Origin of the sequence: Streptomyces sp. TS71-3 (assembly GCF_018327685.1) — a bacterium.
In the GTDB taxonomy this organism is placed as follows: domain Bacteria; phylum Actinomycetota; class Actinomycetes; order Streptomycetales; family Streptomycetaceae; genus Streptomyces.
In genome coordinates this window covers 3537491-3562328 of the sequence record NZ_BNEL01000003.1, presented here as the reverse complement: position 1 = coordinate 3562328, position 24838 = coordinate 3537491, and the positions used below count along the sequence as shown (strand labels likewise).

Annotated in this window: 19 protein-coding genes and 1 pseudogene; 12 read left to right on the top strand and 8 right to left on the bottom strand. The window is 72.8% G+C overall.

Going from position 1 to position 24838, the window contains the following annotated elements; all coding sequences use genetic code 11:
• Positions 1-381: 381 nt before the first annotated feature.
• A pseudogene (locus Sm713_RS38995) lies at positions 382-1272 on the top strand (family 16 glycosylhydrolase); the annotation flags it as partial.
• Between the two features lie 133 nt (positions 1273-1405).
• Here the strand turns inward: Sm713_RS38995 and Sm713_RS38990 are convergent.
• The 6 genes from Sm713_RS38990 to Sm713_RS38965 all read right to left on the bottom strand — a co-directional run bounded on the left by Sm713_RS38990 (position 1406) and on the right by Sm713_RS38965 (position 8343).
• The gene (locus tag Sm713_RS38990) at positions 1406-1996 is read right to left on the bottom strand and encodes a universal stress protein (RefSeq protein WP_212914646.1); all 591 of its coding nucleotides are present in this window, start codon (positions 1994-1996) and stop codon (positions 1406-1408) included.
• A 4-nt stretch (positions 1997-2000) separates the two neighbouring features.
• The gene (locus Sm713_RS38985; protein ID WP_212914645.1) at positions 2001-3269 is read right to left on the bottom strand and encodes an SLC13 family permease; all 1269 of its coding nucleotides are present in this window, start codon (positions 3267-3269) and stop codon (positions 2001-2003) included.
• Positions 3270-3374: 105 nt separating this feature from the next.
• A complete protein-coding gene (locus Sm713_RS38980) occupies positions 3375-4844 on the bottom strand; it encodes a GH1 family beta-glucosidase (RefSeq protein WP_212914644.1) in 1470 nt (489 codons plus the stop codon).
• A gap of 167 nt (positions 4845-5011) precedes the next feature.
• On the bottom strand, positions 5012-5932 hold the full coding sequence (locus Sm713_RS38975) for a carbohydrate ABC transporter permease (RefSeq protein WP_212914643.1): 921 nt from the start codon (positions 5930-5932) through the stop codon (positions 5012-5014).
• A gap of 12 nt (positions 5933-5944) precedes the next feature.
• Entirely contained in the window at positions 5945-6922 is a 978-nt protein-coding gene (locus Sm713_RS38970; protein WP_212914642.1) for a carbohydrate ABC transporter permease, read from the bottom strand.
• Between the two features lie 110 nt (positions 6923-7032).
• Positions 7033-8343, bottom strand: a complete 1311-nt coding sequence (locus Sm713_RS38965) for an ABC transporter substrate-binding protein (protein ID WP_212914641.1) — start codon at positions 8341-8343, stop codon at positions 7033-7035.
• Between the two features lie 294 nt (positions 8344-8637).
• Here Sm713_RS38965 and Sm713_RS38960 point away from each other — a divergent pair, with 294 nt between their 5' ends.
• From Sm713_RS38960 to Sm713_RS38925, 8 genes are all read left to right on the top strand, one after another.
• A complete protein-coding gene (locus Sm713_RS38960) occupies positions 8638-9654 on the top strand; it encodes a LacI family DNA-binding transcriptional regulator (RefSeq protein WP_212914640.1) in 1017 nt (338 codons plus the stop codon).
• Positions 9655-9796: 142 nt separating this feature from the next.
• On the top strand, positions 9797-10936 hold the full coding sequence (locus Sm713_RS38955; protein WP_212914639.1) for a substrate-binding domain-containing protein: 1140 nt from the start codon (positions 9797-9799) through the stop codon (positions 10934-10936).
• 246 nt (positions 10937-11182) lie between these two features.
• Entirely contained in the window at positions 11183-12484 is a 1302-nt protein-coding gene (locus tag Sm713_RS38950) for an ABC transporter substrate-binding protein (protein WP_249417130.1), read from the top strand.
• 70 nt (positions 12485-12554) lie between these two features.
• On the top strand, positions 12555-13553 hold the full coding sequence (locus tag Sm713_RS38945; RefSeq protein ID WP_212914637.1) for a carbohydrate ABC transporter permease: 999 nt from the start codon (positions 12555-12557) through the stop codon (positions 13551-13553).
• A complete protein-coding gene (locus tag Sm713_RS38940; RefSeq protein WP_212914636.1) occupies positions 13550-14428 on the top strand; it encodes a carbohydrate ABC transporter permease in 879 nt (292 codons plus the stop codon). The genes Sm713_RS38945 and Sm713_RS38940 overlap by 4 nt, the downstream gene beginning before the upstream one ends.
• A 47-nt stretch (positions 14429-14475) precedes the next feature.
• Positions 14476-15504 carry a hydroxyacid dehydrogenase gene (locus Sm713_RS38935; protein ID WP_212914635.1) on the top strand — a complete coding sequence of 343 codons (1029 nt, stop codon included), beginning with the start codon at positions 14476-14478 and terminating at the stop codon, positions 15502-15504.
• Positions 15501-17393 carry a DUF2264 domain-containing protein gene (locus tag Sm713_RS38930; protein WP_212914634.1) on the top strand — a complete coding sequence of 631 codons (1893 nt, stop codon included), beginning with the start codon at positions 15501-15503 and terminating at the stop codon, positions 17391-17393. The genes Sm713_RS38935 and Sm713_RS38930 overlap by 4 nt, the downstream gene beginning before the upstream one ends.
• Before the next feature lie 286 nt (positions 17394-17679).
• Positions 17680-18798: a lactonase family protein gene (locus Sm713_RS38925; RefSeq protein WP_212914633.1), complete on the top strand. Its 1119-nt coding sequence runs from the start codon at positions 17680-17682 to the stop codon at positions 18796-18798.
• A gap of 127 nt (positions 18799-18925) precedes the next feature.
• Here the strand turns inward: Sm713_RS38925 and Sm713_RS38920 are convergent, their stop codons facing one another.
• Complete coding sequence (locus tag Sm713_RS38920) at positions 18926-19765, bottom strand: helix-turn-helix transcriptional regulator (protein WP_212914632.1); 840 nt, start codon at positions 19763-19765, stop codon at positions 18926-18928.
• A 101-nt stretch (positions 19766-19866) separates the two neighbouring features.
• On the opposite strand from Sm713_RS38920, the gene Sm713_RS38915 reads away from it, so the two are divergent.
• Both Sm713_RS38915 and Sm713_RS38910 read left to right on the top strand, forming a co-directional pair.
• Positions 19867-20574, top strand: a complete 708-nt coding sequence (locus Sm713_RS38915; protein ID WP_212914631.1) for an SDR family NAD(P)-dependent oxidoreductase — start codon at positions 19867-19869, stop codon at positions 20572-20574.
• Positions 20575-20820: 246 nt separating this feature from the next.
• Positions 20821-21891 (top strand): LacI family DNA-binding transcriptional regulator, encoded by a 1071-nt coding sequence (locus Sm713_RS38910; protein ID WP_212914630.1) that lies wholly within the window; start codon positions 20821-20823, stop codon positions 21889-21891.
• A gap of 160 nt (positions 21892-22051) precedes the next feature.
• Here the strand turns inward: Sm713_RS38910 and Sm713_RS38905 are convergent, their stop codons facing one another.
• Entirely contained in the window at positions 22052-23365 is a 1314-nt protein-coding gene (locus Sm713_RS38905; protein WP_212914629.1) for an ROK family transcriptional regulator, read from the bottom strand.
• Positions 23366-23517: 152 nt separating this feature from the next.
• On the opposite strand from Sm713_RS38905, the gene Sm713_RS38900 reads away from it, so the two are divergent.
• A complete protein-coding gene (locus tag Sm713_RS38900) occupies positions 23518-24834 on the top strand; it encodes a sugar ABC transporter substrate-binding protein (protein ID WP_212914628.1) in 1317 nt (438 codons plus the stop codon).
• Positions 24835-24838: the final 4 nt, after the last annotated feature.

Here is a 24838-nt window from a genome sequence, read left to right as displayed (position 1 = left end):
CAGCAGTTGCCGGGTGACCGGATCGTGGCGCGGGGTCCGCCTCGGGCGGCGACGACCTGGCAACTCGTGCCGCTCGCCGGAAAGGGCGCACCCCCGCCCGGATTCAGGATCTCGCCGAACGGGCGGCGATCGGGGCGCCGTGCGATCACAAGGTGAAGTACCGAGGTGGGCGGCCCGGCGGTGCGGCCGGCGCTCCGCGTGCTCCGGTACCGAGCTGTGCGACAGGCCTTGACACTGTCTTGCTTCATTCTTTAAATCAAGGTCTGGACCACGGACCGAACCCCACTTCCGGTCGGCGCGTCCGCAGGACCACGCTTGCCCGCTTATGTCAAAGACATGACAGATCACTCCGGACCACCCCCCACACCGGAAGGCAGAGTCATGGACTCTCCGCACGTCGGCCGGCGGCTGCTCATCGCCGGCATCTCCACCCTGGTCGCCGCCTCGGCCATCGTCCTTCCCGCCACCGCCGGGGCCAGTACCCCCGCGGACGCCGGGGCCAAGCACACCGCCAAGCCGGCGGCCAAGCTGACCGAGGCCTTCTCCGACTCCTTCGACGGTGCGGCCGGATCCGCCGTCGACACCTCGAAGTGGGTGCAGGAGACCGGCGACAACAACGGCAACAACCACGAGCGCCAGTACTACACGGCCGGCAACGCCAACGCCGCGCTCGACGGGAACGGCCACCTCGTCATCACCGCGAAGAAGGAGAACCCGAGCAACTACCAGTGCTGGTACGGCACCTGCGAGTACACCTCCGCGCGGATGAACACCGCGGGCAAGTACAGCGCCCAGTACGGGCACGTCGAGGCGCGCATGAAGATCCCGCGGGGCCAGGGCATGTGGCCCGCGTTCTGGATGCTCGGCACCGACATCAACTCGGGCAACGGCTGGCCGAACTGCGGCGAGGTCGACATCATGGAGAACATCGGCAAGGAGCCGAACACCGTGCACGGCACGATCCACGGTCCGGGTTACTCCGGTGCGAACGGCATCGGCGCCGGGTACAACCTGCCGGGCGGTGCGGCCTTCGCCGACGACTTCCACACCTTCGCGGTGGACTGGGCGCCCGACTCCATCAAGTGGTCGGTGGACGGCAACGTCTACCAGACGCGCACGCCCGCCGACGTGGGCGGCAACCAGTGGGTGTTCAACAAGCCGTTCTTCCTGATCCTCAACCTCGCCGTGGGCGGAGACTGGCCGGGCGACCCGGACGGCGGCACCACCTTCCCGCAGCAGCTCGTGGTCGACTCGGTGTCGGTCAGCACCAGCTGAGCGGCCGGCGACGGCCGGGGCACGGCCGCGGCAGCGGACCCATCGGCGCACGGCACGGGACGCACCCGTGCCGTGCGCCGGCGCGCGTCCGGAGCGGCCCGGGGCGGCGCGGGACACGGCATGCGATGCGTCAGCCGGCGTCGTGCCCCGCCGGTGGAGGTCCCGGTGGGCGGGGCGGTTCCGGTGCGCCCGGCCCGGGCGCGGGGTGCTCGTGCGGGGGCGGTGGTGGCCCCGGGTGGGCGCCCGGCGGCGGGGGCAGGGTGTGCAGGCCCGGGGCGGCCCGAGGCCACACCAGCAGCACGGCGCACGGGGCGTGGTCGACGACGAACCGCGCGGCGGGTGCCAGGCTGTGCGGCCCGAGGCGCCCGGGATCCCCGTCGCGCCCCACCACCAGCAGGTCGGCGCCCTCGGCCGCGGCCACCACCTCGCGTTCCGGACGTCCGTGCCGTACCAGGCGGGAGCAGGGCCGCCCGAGCCGCCGGGCCGCGGCGTCGAGCAGGTCCCGGGCGGCATCGGCGCCCAGGTCCGCCAGGCGGGCGCCGGGATCGTCCTCGGGGTGGCCCCGGCCGAGCAGGCCCGCGAAGGCGCCGTGCGCGACGGCGGGCACCTCGTCCGCTCTGACGTGCAGCAGCACGACCCGCGTGTCCTCGCGTACGTGGGCTCGCGCCGCGTCCACGCACGCCGGCCAGGTGCCCTCGGCGATCCAGACGACCACGGCCATGTCTTCAGCCTCCGATCACGAGCAGCGCCAGCCACAGTGCCGGCACCGCGACGGCCAGGGCGGCCGGCACGGTCAGCGCGGCCAGCCGGGTGAACTCCGCCAGGTCCACATCATGCTCGTGCCGGTGCGCGATGCGCCGCCAGAGCAGGGTGGCGAGCGAGCCGGCGTAGGTGAGGTTGGGCCCGATGTTCACGCCGAGCAGCATCGCCAGCACGGCTCCCGTGCCGATCGCGGCGGTGAGCGGCAGCAGGACGAGCACCGCCGGCAGGTTGTTGATCACATTGGCGAGCACGGCGGCCAGCACGGCCACCGCGAACAGCTCCGCCAGCCCGGAGCCGTCGGGCACCAGATGTCCCAGGAGGTCCCCCAGGCCGCCGTCCACCACGGCCCGGACCACGAGGCCGAGGGCCACCACGAAGGCCAGGAACGGCAGCGCGGCGGCGTTCAGCAGCTCCTTGGGCCCGACGCGGCGCCGGGCCAGCGCGCGGACGGCGAGCACCGCGGCGCCGGCCGCGGCGGCCCAGGCGGGGGCGGCACCCAGCACGGACGCGAGGACGAACCCGGCCAGCGTGCACCCGACGGTGACGAGCGCGAAGAGGGGCAGCGGCGGTTCGCCTGTCGGACCGCCCGCGGGGCCCGACAGGGCCAGCTCGGTGGCGAAGAAGCGGCGCAGGACGACGTACTCGGCCGCCACCGCCAGCAGCCAGGGCAGCACCATCAGCGCCGCGAACCGGGTGAAACCCACCCCGGCCGCGGAGAACGCCAGCAGGTTCGTCAGGTTGGAGACGGGAAGGAGCAGTGACGCCGTGTTGGCGAGGTGGGTGCAGGCGTAGACGTGCGGCTTGGGGCGGACGCCGAGCCGGGCGGCGGTGGCGAACACCACCGGGGTGAGCAGCACCACCGTGGCGTCCAGGCTGAGCACCGCCGTGATCAGGGACGCCAGCACGAAGACGGCGCCCAGCAGCCGCCGCGCCGCGCCCCGACCGCCGCCGGCCGCCCAGCGCGCCATCAGCGCGCCGCACCAGCGGAAGAGCCCCTCGTCGTCGCAGAGCCTGGCGAGCACGAGGATGGCGGCGAGGAACCCGGCCACGGGTCCCAGGCGTGCCGCCTCGGCGTGGGCCTGGTCGACCGGGAGCGCGCCGGTAGCCAGCACCAGCGCGGCGGCCGGCACCGCGATGGCCGCCTCGGGAAGCCCGAAGGGCCGCAGCACGGCGCCCGCGAGCACGGCGACGAGGAGCGCGGCGGACAGCGCCTCAAGCAGCGGTGTGTGCAACCGGCCGGCCCTCCCGAGGCGGTGATCGACGGCGTCCGCCCATCATCGCGCCCGGCCCGGCCCGGCCCGACGGCGGGCCGGGCCGAGGGACCGTCCGTCACCCGTTCACCGTGTGCCCTCCCCGCTGCCGCCTGCGACGGGCAGGGTGCCGGTGCGGGCCACCTGGCCGTACCAGCGCGCGCTGGACTTCGGGATCCGCTTGCCGGTGGGGTAGTCCACGTACACGGCGCCGAACCGCTTGCTGTAGCCGTAGCCCCACTCGAAGTTGTCCAGCAGCGACCACAGGAAGTAGCCCCGCACGTCCACGCCCGCGTCGATGGCCCGGTGCACCGCGGCGAGGTGGCCGTCCAGGTAGGCGATGCGGTCGGGGTCGTGCACCTCGCCGTCGGGGTTGACGTAGTCGTCGAAGGCGGCGCCGTTCTCGGTGATCATCATCGGCAGGCCGGGGAAGTCGGAGTGCAGCCTGAGCAGCAGGTCGTACAGGCCGGTCGGGTCCACCGCCCAGCCCATGGCGGTGGTCTCGCCCGGCGGCCGGTGGAAGGCGACCCGCTCGCCGCCCGGCCAGGGGCTGAACGCGCTCCTGCCGTGCCCGTCGGAGTGGTGCGTGCCGTCGTCCGTGGCGGCCGACACCAGCGTCGGCGTGTAGTAGTTCACGCCCAGGAAGTCCAGCGGCTGGTGGGCCAGGGCGGTGTCGCCGTCGCGCACGAAGGACCAGTCGGTCAGGTGGGCGGTGTCGGCGAGCAGGTCGGCCGGGTACTCGCCGCCGAGCAGCGGCCCGGTGAAGACCCGGTTGGCCACCGCGTCGATCCTCCGCGCCGCGTCGAGGTCGCCGGCCTGCTCGGTGAGGGCCCGCACATGGTGGATGTTGAGGGTGATGGAGAGCCGCGCCGCCGGCGGCAGGGCGGCCCGCAGCACCTGCACGGCCTTGCCGTGCGCCAGGTTGAGGTGGTGCGCCGCGCGCAGGGCTGCCACCTGGTCGGTGCGGCCGGGTGCGTGCACGCCGGAGCCGTAGCCGAGGAAGGCGCTGCACCAGGGCTCGTTGAGGGTGATCCAGGTCCCCACGCGGTCGCCGAGCGCCTCGGCGGCCAGGCCCGCGTACTCGGCGAACCGGTCCGCGGTGGCGCGCTCGGGCCAGCCGCCGGCGTCCTCCAGCTCCTGCGGCAGGTCCCAGTGGTAGAGCGTGGCGACCGGTTCGATGCCCTTCTCCAGCAGCTCGTCCGCGAGCCGCCGGTAGAAGTCCAGCCCCTTCTGCACGGCCGGGCCGCGCCCGGTGGGCTGGATGCGGGGCCAGGACAGCGAGAAGCGGTAGGCGCCGACGCCGAGGTCGGCCATGATCGCGACGTCCTCGCGCCAGCGGTGGTAGTGGTCGGTGGCGATGTCGCCGGTGTCGCCGTTCTTCACCTTGCCTGGCGTGTGGGAGTAGGTGTCCCAGATGGACGGGGTGCGCCCGTCGACCGCCGCGGCGCCCTCGATCTGGTAGGCGGCGGTCGCCGTGCCCCAGGTGAAACCCTCCGGGAAGGTACGGGCGTCGGTCGTGTCCGGTTCGGGTGCTGGGCGTCGTGTCGCAGTGGCCACGGGTGTCCTTCCGGAAGGGGTCCGTCCATGGGGCGGACGGAGGGTGGATCGGGGTTCGGGCTGGGTGGTTCGGATGCGGCCGCGCCGCGGGACGGGAGCGGGCGGACCCGCGGGGTGTAGGAGTTTCGGGGTGCCGGCGGGGCGGCCGGTGGTGCCGCCCCGTGCGGTCACCCCTTGACGGCGCCCTGCATGATGCCGCCGACGATCTGCCGTCCGAAGACGACGAAGAGAGCGAGCAGCGGCAGCGTGCCGAGCAGTGCTCCCGCCATGATCAGCGAGTCGTCGCGGATGTATCCCTCGCTGAGCTTGGTGAGCGCGACGGGGACGGTCGGGTTCTCCATGTCGAGCGCGATGTACGGCCAGAAGAAGTCATTCCAGGCGTGCACGAAGGTAATCATGAAAAGCACGGCCATTGCGGGACGGGCCACCGGCAGCACGATGCTCCAGAAGATCCGCAGCGAGTGCGCGCCGTCCACCCGGCCGGCCTCCACCAGCTCGTCCGGCAGCGCCTCGGACAGGTACTGCCGCATGAAGAACACGCCCACCGCGCTGACCAGGGTGGGGAAGATGACGGACGGCAGCTGCTGGCTCAGGCCGAGCTGGGTCATCATCATGAACAGCGGGACGACACCGAGCTGGGGCGGCACCAGCATGGTGCCGACGACCAGCATCAGCAGGATGTTGCGCCCCCTGAACCGCAGCTTGGCGAAGGCGAACCCGGCGAGCGTGGCGAAGAGGACGGTGGACAGCGCGATGGTGCCGGCCACGATCAGGCTGTTCGCCATCGCCTTGCCGAGCGCGGCGTCCTGCCACGCCTTGCCGAGGTTCTCCAGCAGGTGCGGCCCCGGCAGGAACGGCGGCGGGGTCTGGGTGACCCGGGTGTTGTCGCTGGAGGCGGCCACCAACGTCCAGTAGAGCGGGAAGAGCGAGACGAGCGCGGCGATGATCAGCAGGGCGTAGGTGAGGGGCCCCGCGTGGTGCTGGCGCCCGGCCCGCGGCCGCGGGAACAGCCGCGGGCGCCCCGCGGACCGCTCCCCCGCGGGCCCGGGCCGAAGGCCGGGCCGGGCCGGAAGGCTGTCGGTGGTCATGGCGGGGCTCCTTCAGGACGAGCGGACGAACAGGCGCCGCAGCAGGCGCTGGGCGGCGAAGAGGATGACGAGCAGCAGGAACATCGCCCAGGCGACGGTGGCGGCCCGGCCCATCTGGTAGTTCTTCCAGCCCTCCTCGTACAGCAGCAGGCCGAGGGTCTGGTACTGGTTGTCGGCACCGCCGGTGATGCCGTTGGGGCCCTGGCCGAAGATCAGCGGCTCGCCGAAGAGCTGGGTGGCGCCGATGGTGGAGAGCACGATGGTGAAGACGATCGTGGAGCGGATGCCCGGGACGGTGACCTTCAGGAACTGCTGCCAGCGGGAGGCGCCGTCGATGGCCGCGGCCTCGTAGCGGTCGAGCGGGATGGCCTGCATGGCGGCCAGGTACAGCAGGGCGTTGTAGCCGGTCCAGCGCCAGATCACGATGCACGAGATCGCCGACTGCGCCGCCCACTTGCTGTTCTCCCAGTCGATGTGGTCCACCCCGACCAGGCTCAGCATCCAGTTGATCATGCCGAAGTCACGCTCGAAGAGCATCGTGAAGACGAGCGCGGCGGCGCCCACGGACGTCGCGTACGGCGTGAGGGCGGCCACCCGGAAGAACGTGGATCCGCGCAGCCGGTAGTTGAGCAGGTGCGCGAGCCCCAGCGCCACCAGAAGCTGCGGGACGGTGGAGATCACCCCGATGGTGAAGGTGTTGACCAGGGCGTTCCAGAACCGGTCGTCGTGCCAGAGCGCCGTGTAGTTGTCGAAGCCCACCCACTCCATCACGTCGAGCGTGGACAGCTCCACGTGGTGCAGGGAGATCCAGCAGGTGTAGATCAGCGGGTAGAAGCTGAAGGCGGCGAAGACGACGAAGAACGGGGCTACGAACGCGTAGGGTGCCGTGCGCAGGTCGAGGCGGTGCAGCAGGGCGCTGCGCCGCCCGCGCCCGCCGCTGCCGGGCGGCGCGCCGGCGCCGGCCGGGGTCGCGGGGATGGAAGTGGCCACCGAGGGTCCTTACGTGAGGTCGCTGTGTGCGTGGATGCCGCGCCGGACAGGACGGGCGGGGCCCCGGTGTCCGCCTGGCGCGCGGTCACCGGGGCCGGGTGCGCGGATGGTCAGCCGACGGCCTTCTGGATGCGCTCGTCGGTGCTGCTCCAGGCCTTGTCGGGGGCGGTGTGCTGCGACTCGACCTGTTCCAGGCCCTGCGTGAAGATGTCCTTGATGGTGCCGTCCTTGCGGCCCAGCACCTGGTGGTCCGGGATCTGCTCGGCGGCCTCGGAGAAGATCCGGCCGATCGGAGCGCCGGAGAAGTACTCGGACGTGGCGTTCTTCACCGCCGGGGACGTAAGCGCCTGCTGGGACGACGGGAAGTTGCCGAGCTTCTTGAAGAGGAACTCCTGCTGTGCGGGGGCCGTCAGCCAGGCGACCAGCTTCTCGGCCTCCTCCTTCACCGGGCTTGCCTCGGTCACGCCCAGGAAGGAGCCGCCCCAGTTGGCGTCCTTGGGGGCCTTGGCGACGTCCCACTTGCCGGAGTTCTTCGGGCCCGCCTTCTCGGTGATGTGCGCGAGCATCCAGGCCGGGCAGACGGTGGTCGCGAAGGTGCTGTTGGCGAGGCCCGGGTCCCAGCCCGGCTGGAACTGCCGGAGCTTGGCCGTCAGCCCCTCGCCGGCGGCCTTCACCGAGAGGTTCCAGGCGTCCTTGATGTCGGGGCTGGTCCGGTAGATCAGGTCGCCCTTGTCGTTGTAGAACTGCTCGGGGTTGCCGTAGATCATGGCGTTGAACAGCGCGCTGGCGCTGTCCACGTAGGAGACCTTCGCGTTCTTGTTGTGGGCCTTGAAGTCCTCGCCGACGCCCACGTACTTCTTCCAGTCGCCGGCCCACAGCCTGCCGACCTCGTCCCGGTCGGTGGGCAGGCCCGCGGCCTTGAAGAGGTCCTTGCGGTAGCAGACGGCGAGCGGGCCGATGTCGGTACCGAGCCCGAGCACCTTGCCGTCCTTGGTGGTGACCTGGCCCTCCTTCCACGGCAGGAAGTGGTCCGTGCCGGGCACCTTGGAGAGGTCGACGAACTTGGCCGACTGGGTCTGAGTGATCTCCCGGGCGCGGCCTATCTCGATGCCCTGGATGTCCTTGAGGCCGCTGCCGGCGGCCAGGTGCGTCTGGAGGGCGGTGTAGTACGTCTGCTCGTCGCCGGCGACATCGGCCTTGATCGTGACGTCGGGGTGTGCCTTCATGTACTGGTCGAGCAGGCCGGTCTCCTTGAACCCCATGACGCCGAAGAGGCCCATGGTGATCACGGTCTTGCCGTTCTCCTTGCCTCCCCCGGTGCCGCCGCTGCTGCCGCCGCACCCGGCGACGAGTCCGAGCGCGGCGGCGGCAGCCACGGTGGCCATGATCCTGTTGCGCAACATCCTGCGGGCCGTGCCCATTGGTCCTCCTAGCGGCGGCGCTGACGCACCGCAGTCCCGGCGGGGCAGCCGGGCTCCCCTGGCTCGAACACTGCGGTGGGAACGTTCCCAACGGCGCGCTGGATGTACGGTGGGAACGTTCCCAAAGGTGCCCGAAGCGTGACTGGCCGACGTTGAACCTGTCAAGGAGACAGGGGTACTTCGTTGCGGTTCGGTGTCGTGGGGGCACCGTGCACAGGGGGCGTTCGCGCCTCGTACTTCTGGCAGAATGCGCTGGTTGCGGGCGTCCGGACCGCGGGCAGGCAAGGAGGGGCCATGGCGGGCAGGCGACGGCCGACGATCAAGACCGTGGCCGCGCGCGCCGGGGTCGGCCGCACCACGGTGTCCCGGGTGATCAATGGCTCGGATCTGGTCAGCGACGCGGCACGCGCGGCCGTGCTGGCGGCGATCGCGGAGCTGAAGTACGTCCCGAACTCGGTGGCACGGGGCCTGGTCACCAGCCGGACGGACGCCATCGCGCTGGTGATCCCGGAGTCGGAGAGCCGGCTGGGCTCCGAGCCCTACTTCTCCGCGGTCATCCGGGGCGTCAGCACCTCTCTCGCCGCGAGCGGGACCCAGCTCCAACTGGTACTCGTCCGCGACCAGAGCGAGCTGGACCGGCTCACCGAGACCGTGGCGGCACGCCGGGTGGACGGCGTCCTGCTGGTGTCCGTCCACGCCAAGGACCCGCTGCCCGGCCTGCTGGAGGAGATGGGGCTGCCCACGGTGCTGGCCGGGCGGCGCTCGCCCGACGAGTCGCTCAGCCATGTGCACTCGGACAACGCCGGGGGCGCGGCGGCGGCCGTGCGGCACCTGATGGACCGCGGGCGCCGGACGATCGCCACGATCGCGGGACCCCAGGACATGGACGTGGGCCGGGCGCGTCTGGGCGGCTGGGTCGAGGCACTGGCCGGGGCAGGGCGCCCGCACGGCGACCCGCTGGTGGCGGTCTCCGACTTCACCGAGGAGGGCGGCGAGCGCGCGATGCGCGGGCTCCTCGGCGAGGCGCCGGACCTGGACGCGGTGTTCGCGGCCTCCGACGTGATGGCGGCCGGTGCCCTGCTGGAGCTGAGGCGCCAGGGCAGGAGGGTCCCGGACGACATCGCGGTGATCGGTTTCGAGGACTCGATCATAGCCCGGCACACCAGTCCCCCGCTGACCAGCGTGCGGCAGCCGGTGGAGGAGATCGGCGAGACCATCGCCCGGGTGCTCCTGGAGGAGATCGCCGACCCCGATGCTCCCAGGCGGCATCTCGTCCTGCCGACGGAGCTGGTCGTGCGCGAGTCGTCCTGAGGGGCGGTCAGGGGCCAGGGGCGTCCGGTGGACGTGAGGTCGTCCGGAACACGGCTGGACAGCCGCACCCGCCTGATCGTTATCCTGCCGAGGAAAGCGTTCAAACGAACATCCGCCGGAGCACGGCGAGAGGGCGGTCAGCATGCGGGACTCGGTCGATGTGCGGCGCCGGCGGATCCTCGCCGCGGTGGACGCGCGTGGCGCGGCCCGGGTCACGGAACTCGCGTCGGAGCTGGGCGTCTCGGTCGTCACGGTGCGCCGCGACGTGGAGGAGCTGGAGCGCGCGGGCAAGCTGACCAGGGGGCACGGAGTGGCCCGCTCGGTGGCGGCGGCCGGCGCGCAGGCGCCACCGGCCCAGGACCCGCCGGGGCACGGAGCCGCGGTCGGGGTGATCGTCCCCGAGCGCCACTCCTACCTCTACGAGGCGCTGCACGGGACGCGTTCGGTCCTGGAGGAGGCCGGCCTGCGGATCGCCCTGCACATCGCCCCGATCGCGGCCGGTGCCGAACGCCCCCTGGTGGAGCGGGCGCTGGCCGGCGGCGCCCGCGGCCTGATCATCGCGCCCCGGTGGCGCAGCGCCGCCGCCGAGGAGGCCGACTACGGCTGGCTGGCCGCCCTGGACGTGCCCACCGTCCTGATGGAGCGCAGGCCGCGCTCCGGCAGCGCCCTGCACGCCCTCGACTCGGTCTGCTCCGACCACTGGTACGGCACCCACCTCGCCGTGGACCACCTGGTGTCCCTCGGCCACCGGCGGATCGTGCTGGCCGCGCGGAACGACAGCCCGACGGCGCGGGCGATCCGCGCGGCGTTCGCCGAGATCGCGGCCACCCGGCCCGAGGTCGAGGACTGGTCGGTGGCGCTCAGCTCGCCCGACGCGGCCCCCTTCGAGCCGGGCGCGGACGGCACCGGTGACGCGGCCGGCCACACCGGACCGCTCGACCTCGCGGCCGTGCTGCGCGAGCGGGGCGCGACGGCCGCGGTGCTGCACGGCGACGTGGACGCCCTGATGCTGGTGCAGCGGCTGATGGAGCGTGGCGTGCGGGTGCCGCGGGACTGCTCGGTGGTGGCCTACGACGACGGCGTGGCGGCGCTGGGCAGCACGCCGCTCACGGCGGTCGCGCCGCCGAAGGCGGAGATCGGGCGGGCCGCGGCCGAGCTGCTGCTGCGGCGCCTCGGGCAGCCGGAGGGCTCCGCGCCGGCGCCGGTGCGCAGGTTGGAGCTGCTGCCGGAGCTGAAGCGGCGCGGCTCGGCGGTGGCCGCCCCGCCAGGGTCCGCTGACTGATCGTTTGACCGCTTTAAGTTCTCCTGATCGATCTATTGACCATGTCTGGTCAAGCGATCAGGATGCCCGTGTCTCACCCCGGAGCCGCGGGAGGCCGCCATGACCAGTCGACTGCCCGCACCGCATGCGGTGCCCGCACCACGCCCACGCCGCGCCCCGGTGGAACGGGCCGCAGCGGACGGAGCCGCCGCACCGCAGGTGCCGGCGCCGCCCGCCCCCGAGCGTCCGGGCAGGAGCCGGCGGTCCGTGCTCACCGCGCTCGGTGCCGCGCCGCTGGCGGGCGCGCTCAGTGCCTGCGGGGGCGGCGGTGGCTCCTCGCGCGGCTCGCGCGGGGTCACCCGCATCACGTTCTGGTCGGCACTGCGCGGCAGCCAGGAGGTGGTGGACGCGTTCAACCGCAGCCACGACAGGCTCCAGATCGACTTCGAGCAGATACCGTCGGGCGCCGCGGGCGGCTACCTCAAGCTCAGCAACGCCGCCCGGGCCGGCAACTCCCCCGACGTGGCCACCATCGAGTACCCCGAGGTGCCCGAGTTCGCCATCGACGGTGTGGCCCGCGACATCACCGACCTGGTGGACGACCGGCTGCGGGCCCGGCTGCTGCCGCAGGCGCTGGGCCTGACGACGTTCGAGAAGCGGATCTACACGGTGCCGGTCGACGTCGAACCGATGGTGATGCACTACCGCAGGGACTACTTCGAGCAGTTCGGCATCCAGGTGCCCCGGACCTGGGACGAGTTCGAGCAGGCCGCACGCACCGTGCGGAAGAAGGCGCCGAATCGGCGCCTCGCGGTCTTCCCCACCGACGGCGGCGAGACGTTCGCGGCCCACGCCTGGCAGGCCGGCGCACAGTGGTACGACCTGAGGGACGGCGCCTGGAACATCTCGCTCGCCGACGAGGCCACCCGCCGGGTCGCCGCCTTCTGGCAGCGGCTGATCGACGAGGACCTGGTCTTCGCCAATCCCGGGACGGGCCGGCAGAACGACGCCCAGATCGGCAAGGGCATGGTGCTCGCGCGGTTCTCCGGAGCGTGGGACGCCGGCGCGCAGATGGGCGCCCGGCCTGCGCAGAAGGGCCAGTGGCGGATCGCGCCGCTGCCCCAGTGGGATCCGGACAGGCCGGTGGTGGGCACGCAGGGCGGCTCCACCTTCTCCGTCACCAAGGACTGCCGGAACCCGGAGGCCGCGATGGAGTTCATCGCCTGGCAGGTCTCCGACCCGGCCGCGCTGCGCGCCCGCCTCTCCAGCGGCGCCAGCAGCCAGTACCCGGCCGTGCCCAGCCTCCTCGGAGTGGACCGGAAGGCCTTCGACCGCTCCTACTACGGCGGCCAGGACATCTACCGGCTCTTCGACGACGAGGCGCACAAGATCCGCGACAGCTGGCGCTGGGGCCCCCGGATGCGGCCCACCATCAGGCTGATGCAGGACGGCTTCGCGCGGATGACCGGCGGTCAGGGATCCGTCATCGCCGCGGTACGCCAGGCGCAGCGCGGAACCATGCCCGACCTCAAGGCGCTCGGGCTCTCCACCACCGAGCACAGCACATGACGTGGCCGCCGGCCGGCCCGGCGGCACGCACCGCAGTGACCACAGCAGTAGAGAGGCAGGTGACACCTCCATGACCACGACCGCCCCCCTGCCCGCCGCGGGCGAGCGCTCCCCCACCGCGGTGCCCGCGAAGCGCGGTGCGGGCCGCACCGCGCGACGCCGCCAGCTCGGCGCCTGCGGAATCCTGATGACACCGTTCTTCGCCCTCCTCGTGACGGTCTTCCTCATCCCCGTCGCGACGGCCGTGTGGCTCAGCTTCTTCGGCGCCGACGAGCCGGGCCTCGGCTTCGGTCCGGAGCGCACCGTCTTCGTGGGCCTGCGCAGCTACGCGGCGGTGCTGACCGACCCCACCTTCCTCAGCGGGCTCGGCATCGTGGTGCTGTACTGCGTCATCTACATCCCCGTGATGGTGCTCTGCGCGCTCGCCCTCGCGCTGCTGCTGGACTCGGGAGTGGTACGGCTGCGATCGTGGGCGCAGCTCGGGCTGTTCCTGCCGCACGCGGTGCCCGGCATCATCGCCGCCATCATCTGGCTGTACCTGTACACGCCGGGCCTCTCCCCGGTGATCGACCTGCTGGGCAACGCCGGGATCACCGTGGACTTCCTCGGCATCCACACGGTCGTGCCGTCCATGGTGAACATCGCCCTGTGGAGCAACGTCGGCTACAACATGGTGGTCTTCTACGCCGCGCTCCAGGCCGTGCCGCACGAGGTGGTGGAGGCCGCGGTGGTCGACGGCGCGGGGCCGGTGCGCACCGCGTTGCAGGTCAAGACGCCGCTGATCAGGGCGTCGATCGTGATGGTGGCGATGTTCACGTTGATCTTCGCCCTGCAGCTGTTCACCGAGCCGATGCTGCTCAGCCAGAACACACCGATGATCAGCTCGCGCTTCTCTCCCAGCATGTACATCTACGACGCCGCGTTCAATCGCAACAACTACGGCCTCGCCGCGGCCGCGTCCGTGGTGCTGCTGGTGTGCACCATCGCGCTGTCGTACGGCGTCACGCGCTGGACCAGCAGGCTCGACGCCAGGAGCGCCCGTGCGGCGCGACGGGAGGTGGCGGCATGAGTGCCCGTGACATCGGGGCGGGCGGCACCGTCGCGCTGCGGCCCCGGCTGCTCGGCCGCTCCACCGTGAACCTGGTGGTGGCGGTGTCGGTGCTGTACACGCTGCTGCCGGTGCTGTGGCTGGTGCTGGCCGCCACCAAGGGCAGGGACGCGCTGTTCGGCAGCGATGTGCTGTCGTTGCACGACTTCGCGTTCTTCACCAACCTGCGGGCGCTGTTCACCCAGGACGGCGGACTGTACGGGCGGTGGTACCTCAACAGCCTGCTCTACGCCGTGCTGGGTGCCGCGCTCGGCGCGCTGATCAGCACGGCCTGCGGCTACGCCTTCGACAAGTACCGCTTCCGGCACAAGGAGAAGCTCTTCGGCCTGGTCCTCGCCGCGGTCATGGTGCCACAGACCGTGCTGGCGCTGCCGCTGTACCTGATGGCGTCGGGCACGGGGCTGGTCAACACCTTCTGGTCCGTCTTCATCCCGGTGCTGTTCAACCCGTTCGGTGTCTACCTGGGGCGTATCTTCAGCCAGGGGTACGTTCCCGACGAGGTGCTGGAGGCGGCACGGGTGGACGGCGCGGGTGAGCTGGCGACATATGCGAAGGTCTCACTGCGGATGCTGGGACCGGGCATCGTCACCGTCTTCCTCTTCCAGCTCACCGGCATCTGGAACAACTTCTTCCTGCCCCTGGTGATGCTCTCCGACCAGCATCTGTATCCGGTGAGCCTCGGCCTGTTCTCCTGGAACAGCCAGGCCACCGTCACACCCGACTACTACCCCGTGGTCATCGCGGGATCGCTGCTCGCGGTGCTCCCGCTGATCCTCGCCTTCGCCCTGCTGCAGCGCTTCTGGCGGTCCGGCCTGACGGCCGGGGCGGTGAAATAGGCCCCGGCCGCACCCCCGCGACCGAAGGCCGTACGCAAAGGAGAAGAATGCCCGGCGCCCCCAGCGATCGTCCTCGTCCGCGCACCGCTCTGGCCATGAAGCCGGACGCGGCTCAGGCCGTGCTCCCACCGGGCACCCTCCAGGCACTCGGTGCGGTGTGCGACCTGATCCCACCGCCCGTGCTGGACGACTTCGGCACCGACCGCGCCCGCCGGGTGCTGGCGGACGTCGACCTCCTGGTCACGGGCTGGGGCTGTCCACCGCTGGACGCGGACGTGCTGGCGGCGGCGCCCCGGCTGCGGGCAGTGGTGCACACCGCCGGCACGGTGCGCGGCCATGTCACCGAGGCGTGCTGGGAGCGCGGCATCGAGGTGTCGTCCGCCGCCGCGGCCAACGCGCTGCCGGTGGCCGAGTACACCGTCGCCATGATCCTGCTCGCCGGGAAGCAGGTCCTGGAGCGTGCCACGGCCTACCGCGCTGCGCGGCGGCGCGAGGAGCCCCTGAACGTGGTGGCCACCCTCGGCAACTACCGGCGCACGGTGGGCATCCTCTCGGCCTCGCTGATCGGCCGGCGCGTCATCGAGCTGCTGCGCCCGTACGACCTGGACGTCCTGCTGCACGACCCGTACGTCACCGACGAGGAGGTGGCCGCGCTCGGGGCCCGGCCGGTGAGCCTGCCCGAGCTGTTCACCGGCAGCGACATCGTCAGCGTGCACACTCCCCTGCTGCCCGCCACCCGCGGCCTGGTCAGCCGTGACCTGCTCACCTCGATGCGCCCGGACGCGGTGCTCGTCAACACCGCACGGGGCGCCGTCGTCGACCAGGACGCCCTGGTGGACGTCCTGCGGGAGCGCAGGATCCGGGCGGTGCTCGACGTCACCGACCCCGAGGTGCCGCCCGCGGACCACCCGCTGTGGGACTGCGACAACGCGCTGATCACCCCGCACCTGGCCGGCTCGCAGGGCAACGAGTGGCAGCGTTTGGCGGACCTCGCGATCGGTGAGGTGAAGCGCTGGGCCGCGGGCGACGGCTTCGCCCATCCCGTGCGACGCGAAAGGCTGGCATTCCTGGCATGAGCTCACCCCTTGAACTCCCCGGCGACGAGCGGGAGCTGAGCCCGTACACCGGCTACACGCGGGTGCACTGGGAGGCCGCGGCCGACAGCCTGCTGCGTGCCGCGTGGCGCTGGGCCACCCCGGGCAGCGCGCTGCTCGACCTGCCCGGCCGGCCGTCCCGCTCGGGGGTGCGCTCGGACGGCCTGGAGGGCTACGCCCGCACGTTCCTCGCCGCCGGCTTCCGGATCGCTGGGGCGGGCGGGAAGGACCCGTTCGGCTGGCTGGAGCGGTACGCGGCGGGGCTCGACGCCGGCACCCGGACGCCGGGCCGTGGCGACGCCGAGTCCTGGCCGCTGATCCTGGACCACAGCGTGCAGGGGCAGCCGATGGTGGAGTCCGCGTCGGTGGCGCTGGGGCTGCGGCTGACCAGGCCCTGGCTGTGGGACCGGCTCGACGCGGCCGTGCAGGACCGCGCCGAGGAGTGGCTGCGCGGCGCGCTGCGGCACACCCCGGCGCCCAACAACTGGTATCTGTTCCCCTTCACCGTGGCGGGCTTCCTTCAGTCCGTGGGCCGAGGCGACGCCCAGACGGCCCGGGCCCGCGAGCGGGCACTGGAGCTGCTGGACTCCTGGTACCTGGGCGAGGGCTGGTACTCGGACGGCGACGGCCGCGCCTTCGACCACTACAACGGCTGGGCGCTGCATCTGTACCCGGTGCTCGACGCCCATCTCGGCGGCGACACGGAACTGTCGGAGCGCTACGGGGCGCGGCTGAGGGCCCACCTGGAGAGCTTCGGGCTGTTCTTCGGCGGCGACGGCGCCCCGCTGCACTTCGGCCGCTCCCTGACGTACCGGTTCGCCACCGGTGCGGCGGTGGCTCTCGGCGCGGTCACCGGCCACACCCCGCTGGCGCCGGGCGCCTCCCGGCGCATCGTCAGCGGGGCGCTCAAGTACTTCCTGGACCGGGGCGCGACCGGCCGCGACGGACTGCTCTCCTTGGGCTGGCACGGTCCGCACGAGGCGACGCTCCAGCCCTACTCGGGCCCGTCCTCGCCGTACTGGGCCTCGAAGGCCTTCGTGTCGCTGCTCGCGCCGACCGACGATCCGCTGTGGACCGCGCCCGAGGAGCGGGCGCCCAGCGAGGGCCCCGACCGGGTGATCGCCCTCTCCGGGCCCGGCCTGCTGGTGCACAGCACCCGCGCGGACGGGATCGTGCGGCTGCACAACCACGGCACGGACCACGTCCGCCCGCACGAGGGCGAGGCCGGCATCGCGGACGACCCGCTGTACGACCGGGCGGCGTACTCGACCCGCTCGGGGCCCACGTCGGCCGTGAACGTCCCCGACAACCACCTCGCCGTCGAGGTCGCCGGGGTGCAGAGCGCGCGCCGCAGGATCCTGCCGCTGGGCGCGGGGCAGGGCGACGGCTGGGGCTGGGCGGCGTCCTCGCACCGGCCCGTCTTCCCCGAGGGCGCGCCGATGGTGCCGGGTCTGCGGGTCACGAGCGTGACGGTGGTGCGCGGCCGGTACGAGCTGCGGGTGCACCGGGTGTCGGGCGCGCCCGACGGGGCCCGGCTGCGGCAGACCGGCTGGGCCACCGGGCCCGACGAGGCGGTGGCCTCCGCACTCCACCCGCTGCACGGCTGGGACACCGCGGACGAGATCCGCGCGCCGCAGGGCACCGCCTTCACCCGGTGGGCGCTGGTGCCGAGGCTCACCGCGGACGACGCGGGCGGAACCGGCGTGTACGCCGCCCTGGCCACGCTGACCGCCGAGGACGAACCGCTGCCGCTGGCCGAGGCGGTGGCGCAGGTGACCGCGACGGCGGACGGCTTCGAGGCGCGCTGGGCTCAGGACGGCGCGCGCACGAGGATCGCGTTCGAGCCGTTGGCGGTGGAGCTGCTGCCCTGATCCGACACCGATCGGCGGGGCGCCGTTCCCGTGCCTGCCCGGGCCGCCGTCGGGCGGCCCGGAGACGTACGGGAACGGCTCGTCGGGACGGCGACGGCGCACGGGCGGCCGTCTGGGCCACCGCGCCGTCCCCGCTGCCGCCCGGGCCCGTGGAGCACGCCGCCGGTGTCCGGTGAGGGCACCTTGCGGCCGGGCGGTGCGCGCGACACTGTGGTGCACCGTCCGGCACCACCGGCTCCCCGCACAGAGGCCGGTGACCCCCCCACGGAACACGAGGTGCCCGCGTATGACCAGAACCAGCCGCCGCCGCTTCCTAGGCGCGCTCACCGCCGGAGCGGCCTTCGCCGCCGTCCCCGCCTCCGCCGCACGCGCGGCCGGCAGCGCCCCGCGCGCCGGACGGGCGCTCTATCTCGGCACGTACGGATCAGCGGTCGGGATCGCCGACTACGACCCGGTGAGCGGCGCGATCACGGCACGCGGCACCGTCGCGGGCGTCGCGAACCCGTCGTTCCTGGCGCTGCACCCGTCCGGGAAGACCCTCTTCACCGTCGACGAGCAGTCCGACGGCGCCGTGACGGCCATCTCGCTCGGCGGCGGCAGCCCCCGGGTGCTCGGCAGCCAGAGCACCGGCGGCGACGGCCCCTGCCACCTGTCGGTGCATCCGGGGGGTGCCTGGCTGTTCAGCGCCAACTACGGTTCGGGCAGCGTCGCCGTCCACCCGATCGCCGCCGACGGCTCGCTCGGGGCGCGCACCGACCTCGTCACCCACAGCAGCCCGCCGCCCGGGCCCCAGGGCGGCCCGCACGCCCACCAGATCCTCACCAGCCCGGACGGCGCGTTCGTCCTCGCCGTCGACCTCGGCACCGACTCCGTGTACACGTACACCCTGGACGAGGACGCGGGCACGCTGACCCAGGTCTCGGTGGCGGCCTTCCCGGCCGGCAGCGGGCCCCGGCACCTCGCGTTCCATCCGAGCGGGCGGTTCGCCTACGTGGCCTGCGAGTTGGGCAACGCCGTCGTGGTCTGCGGCTACGACACGGCGACCGGGGCGCTCACGCCGGGCGAGCCGCAGTCGACGGGCGCGGGCTCCGACTCCAACGCGCCGGCGGAGATCGTCGCGACCTCCAGCGGCTCCTTCGTCTTCCTCTCCAACCGCGGCGAGGACACCATCGCCCGGTACGCCGTCACCTCCGGCGGCGCCGAACTGCAACTCCTCGACACCGTGCCCGTCGGCGGCGCCTTCCCCCGGCACCTCGCGCTCTCCCCCGACGAGGGCCTGCTCTTCGCGTGCAACCAGAACTCCGGCACCGTCACGGCCTTCCACCTCGACGGGGCCACCGGTGAACTCCGGAGCGCCGGCGGGCCCTTCGCCCAGCCGTCGGCCGTGTGCGCGCTGCCGCTGTGAGCCGGATGCGGGGCGGGCGCCACCGGGCGACGGGAGCGCGGCACGCCCCGACAGGCCGCGCGCGCCCTGCGCCCTGCGCGCCGCGCGCCGCGTGGGAAGGCACGCCAGGCGCCGAACAGCGCGCCGGCTAACCGCTGAGGCGCCGGGTGCCGAGGACCGTGAGCACGGCCAGCCGCTCCGCGTCCTCGGTGCCCGGCTCGGCGGTGTAGACCCTGATGCGCAGGTCGCCGCCCGCCACGGTGAGCACGTCGAAGTCCAGCGTGAGCGGGCCGACCTCCGGATGGTCGACGATCACGCGCGCGGCCTCGTGGTGGCCCACCGCGCCGGAGTCCCACAGTTCCACGAACCGCTCGCTGCCCCCGCGGAGTTCCGCGACCAGCCGCCGGATCCCCAGGTCCGCGGGGTAGCGGGCGGCCGCTGCGCGCAGGTCGGCGACGAGCGCGGCCTCGAACACGCGCCGGATCCCGGCACTGTGCCGCACCCGGCCCGGCGGGCCGAGCAGCTTGCGCCAGACCGCGTTGCGCTGGTTGCCGCGCCAGCCGGAGGAGTCGCCCATCAGAGCCTTGTGCGGCTCGTTGGCCAGGAGCAGCGTCCACGACGCGTCGTACACGGCGAGGGGCGTGGTGGTCAGCCGGTCCAGCACCCGCTGCACGCCCGGGGTGATCTGCCTGGGCACCGTGCCGGGGCCGGGCGGCGCGAGGCCGGCGAGGCCGAACAGGTGCGCCCGCTCGGGTCCCGACAGCCGCAGGGCCCGGCACAGGGTCTCGACGACCCGGGCCGAGGGGTGTGAGGCGCGGCCCTGTTCGAGACGGGTGACGTAGTCCACGGAGATCCCGGCCAGCATGGCCAGTTCCTCGCGGCGCAGCCCCGCCGCGCGCCGCTGCCCGCCGGCCGGCAGTCCCACGGCCTGTGGCAGGACACGGTCGCGCCAGCGGCGCACCGCCTTGCCGAACTCCGCCGTCGTCATGCCCACAGTCTGCACCGCCTGCCGGGCGCGTGCCTGGTACCGGCGGTCCCAGGAAGCCCGGTGCACTTCCCGGGCGCCGGGCGCGGCCGGAGTCTGGGGAGATGACGACGACACTCATCACAGGAGCGAACAAGGGACTCGGCTTCGAGACGGCCCGCCGGCTCGTCGCGGCCGGGCACACCGTCTACGTCGGCAGCCGGGACGCCGAGCGGGGCCGGCGGGCCGCCGAGCGGCTGGGCGCACGGACGGTGCGACTCGACGTCACCGACGAGGAGTCGGTCGACGCCGCGGCGAAGACCGTGGAGGCCGCCGGCGGTCTCGACGTGCTGGTCAACAACGCCGGGATCGAGTGGCGGACACCGGACGGCGTCGTGCCCGGTGCCGCGGAGCTGACCGCGGTCACCCTGCGATCGGTGTTCGAGACGAACGTCTTCGGCATGGTGCGCGTCACGCATGCGTTCCTGCCGCTGCTCCAGCGGTCCGCCGCACCCGTCGTGGTCAATGTGAGCAGCGGTCTCGCCTCGCTGAGCCGGGAAGCCACCCCGGGCAGTCCGGGCTACGGCTACCCGGGGGTCGCCTATCCGGCGTCGAAGGCCACCGTCAACATGCTCACCATCCAGTACGCGAAGGCGCTGCCCGGCATGCGCATCAACGCCGTGGAGCCCGGTTTCACCGCCACGGACCTCAACCTGAACACGGGCACCCAGACCGTGCGGGAGGGCGCCGAGATCATCGTCCGGATGGCGCAGGTCGGCCCCGAAGGCCCCACCGGGGGCTACTTCGCCGCCGAGGGGGCGCTGCCGTGGTGAGCCGGTGAGACCACCCGGCCGGTAAGTCCGTTGCCCCGCAGGGGTGTTCGGTGGCCCGCCGGGTCGGTGAGCCCGTTGCACCGCAAGGGAGTTCGGTGCGCCGCGGGGCTCCCCGAAGCGGACGGGAACGGGTCGGCGAGGCGGACGGGAACGGGTCGGCGCATGCGCCCGGTCCGGGCCCGGCGTGGCGGTCGCATGCAGGGCCAACGACCTGGAGAGCGCTCTCCAATCGGGTAGAGTTCGGCCATGAGCAGCAAGCCGCAGGAGGTGGCGTCGGGGCCGCCCACGCTGGAGGACGTGGCGAGGGTGGCCGGGGTGTCCCGCGCCACCGTCTCGCGGGTCGTCAACGGCATCCGCAACGTCGACCCGGCGATCCAGGAGGCGGTGCGCGCGGCCGTCGCCGCCACCGGCTACACGCCCAACCGCGCCGCCCGTTCCCTGGTGACGCGCCGCGCGGAGACCATCGCGCTGGTGGTGTCGGGTGCGGGCGGCGACTCGGTGGAGGAGCAGGCGGCGTTCGCCTCCCGGGTGTTCTCGGACCCCTTCTTCGGCCGCGTGACCAGCGGGGTGATCGGCTACCTGCGGCCGCGCGCGATGCACCCGGTGCTGATGTTCGCGGAGACCCCGGCGGCCCGCGACCAGGTGGTGGCCTTCCTGCGGCAGGGCAGCGCGGACGGCGCGCTGGTGGTCTCGACGCACGCCGACGATCCGCTGCCGCCGATGCTGGCGGAGGCCTCGCTGCCCGCGGTGCTGTTCGCGCGCCCGGCCCGGCCGGTACCGATCAGCTATGTGGACCTGGCCCACCGGGACGGCGCCGGGCTCGCGGCCGAGCACCTGCTGGCCCGCGGCTGCCGGCACATCGCCACCATCACGGGGCCGCTGGACGTGGTCGCGGGGCAGGACCGCCTGGCCGGCTTCCGGGACGCCATGGCGCGGCACGGGCACGGCTACGTGCCGGTCGCCGAGGGCGGGTTCACCCAGGACAGCGGCGAGGAGGCGATGGCGGGGCTCCTCGCGGAACACCCCGAGCTCGACGGCGTGTTCGTGGCGAACGACCTCATGGCGCAGGGTGCCTGCCGGGTGCTGCGCGAGAAGGGCCGGCGGATCCCGGAGGACGTCGCCGTGGTCGGCTTCGACGACAGCAGTGCCGCCGCGGCCTGCGTCCCGCCGCTGACCACGGTGCGCCAGCCGGTGGAGGACATGGCGGCGGAGATGGCCCGGCTCCTCCAGCGGCGCATCGAGGACCGGGACGAGGCTGACGGCGGTGTCGCCTCCGTGATCTTCGAACCGGAGCTGGTGGTCCGCGCGTCGGCGTGAGCTCGGCGGCGGGCGGCGCCGCGCGGGCGACCGTGCGGCGGGTCGGTGCCGGGCCCCGATCGGCCCGGGGGACGAGCTCTCGCCTCACTGCCGCCCCGCTCGGCCGGACCGCCGCACGACTCCCCGTGCCGGGAAGGACCGGCGGCCCGGGCCGATCGGTTCAGCGCGGCACCCGGTTCTCCAGGACGTTCTGCCAGTCCGGCGCGGCCTCCGCCTCGCCGTGCTCGCGGGCCGGCTCCGGCCTGCGTCCGCCGCGGGTGAAGAAGTCGGCGAGCGGGAGCGTCGCGGCGCCCACCGTGACCGCGTCGGGGCCGAGCCTGCCGAGTTCGATGGTGACGCGGGCCGCCGGGTGGCGCAGGGCGTAGCCGTCGGCGTAGGTGCGCACCGCGGGGAGCATGTAGGGGCCGAGCTGGAGGCCCGCCCAGCCGCCGATGAGGACCCGCTCGGGGCTGAAGAGGTTGATCAGGTCGGAGATGCCGGCCCCGAGGTACTCGGCGGTCTCGTCCAGCACGGCTACGGCGACGGGGTCGGGATCGGAGCCGTCCGCCGGCCGGGCCGCGGCGAGCAGCGCGGTCACGCCCGTCTCCTCGTCGGCCCCCTCGGGCAGTTGCCCGCCCGCCTCCTGCCACCGCTGGAGCAGCGCCTCCGAGCCGGCGTATGCCTCCAGGCAGCCGCGGGCGCCGCAGCGGCACCGCCGGCCCCGCACGCTGACCGTGAGGTGGCCCCACTCCCCCGGGGCGCCGCGCGGCCCGCCGTTGATGGTGCCGTCGGTGACGATGCAGGCGCCGACGCCGGAGCCGAACAGCACGATGGCGGCGTCCCGGGCGCCCCGGCCGCCGCCGAACCACATCTCCGCCTGGCCGAGCGCCTTGGCACCGTTGTCGATGTACCAGGCGGTCTCGTCGGGCAGGTCCACCGCGCTGCGCAGCAGCCGCTCCAGCGGCACCGCGCCCCAGCCGATGGTCTGGCCGTGCACCACCGTGCCGCGCGGGTCGGTGCCGTCGACTATGCCGGGCACCCCGACGCCCACGCCGAGCAGCCGGGCCGGGTCGATCTCCGCCTCGGCCGTCAACTCGGCTATGCAGTCCTTGATGTGTTGAACGATCAGGTCGACGTCGTAGCCGTCGGTGGCGAGGGGGCGTTCGGTGCGGGCCAGCTCCTCCAGTGCGACGTCGAACGCCTCGACCCGGACCCGGGTCTCGCCGACGTCCACCCCGATGAGGTGGCCGCTTGAGGGCGCGACCCGCAGCAGGGTGCGCGGGCGGCCGCCGTCGGACTCCACCACCCCGGCCTCCTCCAGGAGGCCGTCCGCGGTGAGTTCGGCGACGACGTTGCTGACAGAACCTGAACTCAGCCCCGTGGCTGGGCCGAGGGCCTGGCGACTCATCGGGCCGTCGAAATACAACCGTTGCAATACCGCTGTGCGGTTGCCGCGTCGCAGGTCACGCACGGTCCGTCTGTTGCGCTCAGCCATGTGGCTCCTTCCCTTCCCGCAAGATACCCCCGCACAACCTCTTGACGCGACCTTCCTTCAGGATTTAACTCACAGCCTAAATTAAGCCCTGACACTCTTTGTTCGGTAAAGGCACCCACTCTCAGGACTCCCCGGAAAGGGGCGTATCCGACATGCGCAGACTTCGAGCCGCCGCTGTCATCGCCACGGTCACCGCTCTGTCCGCCGCCGCGACGGCTTGCGGAGGTGGTACCAGCACGGGCGGGGGCAGCAACGACTCCCCCAAGACGCTCACCTACTGGGCGTCCAACCAGGGGCCGGACGTCCAGGCCGACAAGAAGATACTGACGCCTGAGCTGAAGAAGTTCGAGAAGCAGACCGGCATCAAGGTCAAACTCGAAGTGGTGCCCTGGTCGGACCTGCTGAACCGGATCCTGGCGGCCACCACATCCGGACAGGGCCCGGACGTGCTGAACATAGGAAACACCTGGTCGTCCTCCCTCCAGGCGACCGGGGCGCTGGTGCCGTGGGACTCCGCGCAGTACGCCAAGATCGGCGGCAAGGACCGGTTCACCGCGTCGGCGGTGGGCTCGACGGGCGCCGAGGGCAAGGACCCGGCCGCGGTGCCGCTGTACTCCATGGCCTTCGCCCTCTACTACAACAAGCAGATGTTCAAGGACGCCGGGATCAGCACGCCCCCGGCCACCTGGGACGAACTGGTCGCCGACGGCAAGAAGATCTCCAAGGGCGGCAAGTTCGCGCTCGGCGCCGAGGGGTCGAACCCGGTCGAGAACATCCACCAGACCTTCGTGCTCGGCAAGCAGCACGGCGCGGACTTCTTCGACGCCAAGGGCAACCCGACCTTCACCTCGCCCGGTGCCGTCGCGGCCGTGAAGCAGTACGTGGACTTCATGGCCAAGGACAAGATCATCGCCCCCGGCAACGCCGAGTACTCGCAGAACCAGTCCCTGGAGGACTTCGCCAAGAACAAGACGGCGATGGTGCTCTGGCAGAACGCCTCCACCACCTTCGAGGCACACGGCATGAAGGCCAGCGACTGGGGCGTCGCGCCGGTGCCGGTGGCCTCGGGCAAGCCCGGTTTCGGCAAGCAGGTCAACTCGATGGTGGCGGGTATCAACATCGCCATCTTCAAGAACACCAAGAACCTCAAGGGCGCCACGGACTTCGTGAAGTTCATGACGAGCACCGACGAGCAGAAGGTGCTCTGCAAGGCCTACGCGAACATCCCGCCGGTCAAGGACGCACAGAGCGACCCCGCCTTCTCCACGCCGGAGGCGACGGCACTCAAGAACACCCTGCTGACCAGCGCCGCGCCGCTGCCGCAGGTCCCCAACGAGTCCCAGTACGAGACCGCGGTGGGCACCGCGGTCAAGAGCCTCTTCACGGACGCGGCGTCGGGCCGGCCGGTGACCACGGACTCGGTCAAGGCCGCGCTCACCAAGGCCGAGCAGCAGATGCCGAAGAGCTGAGCCG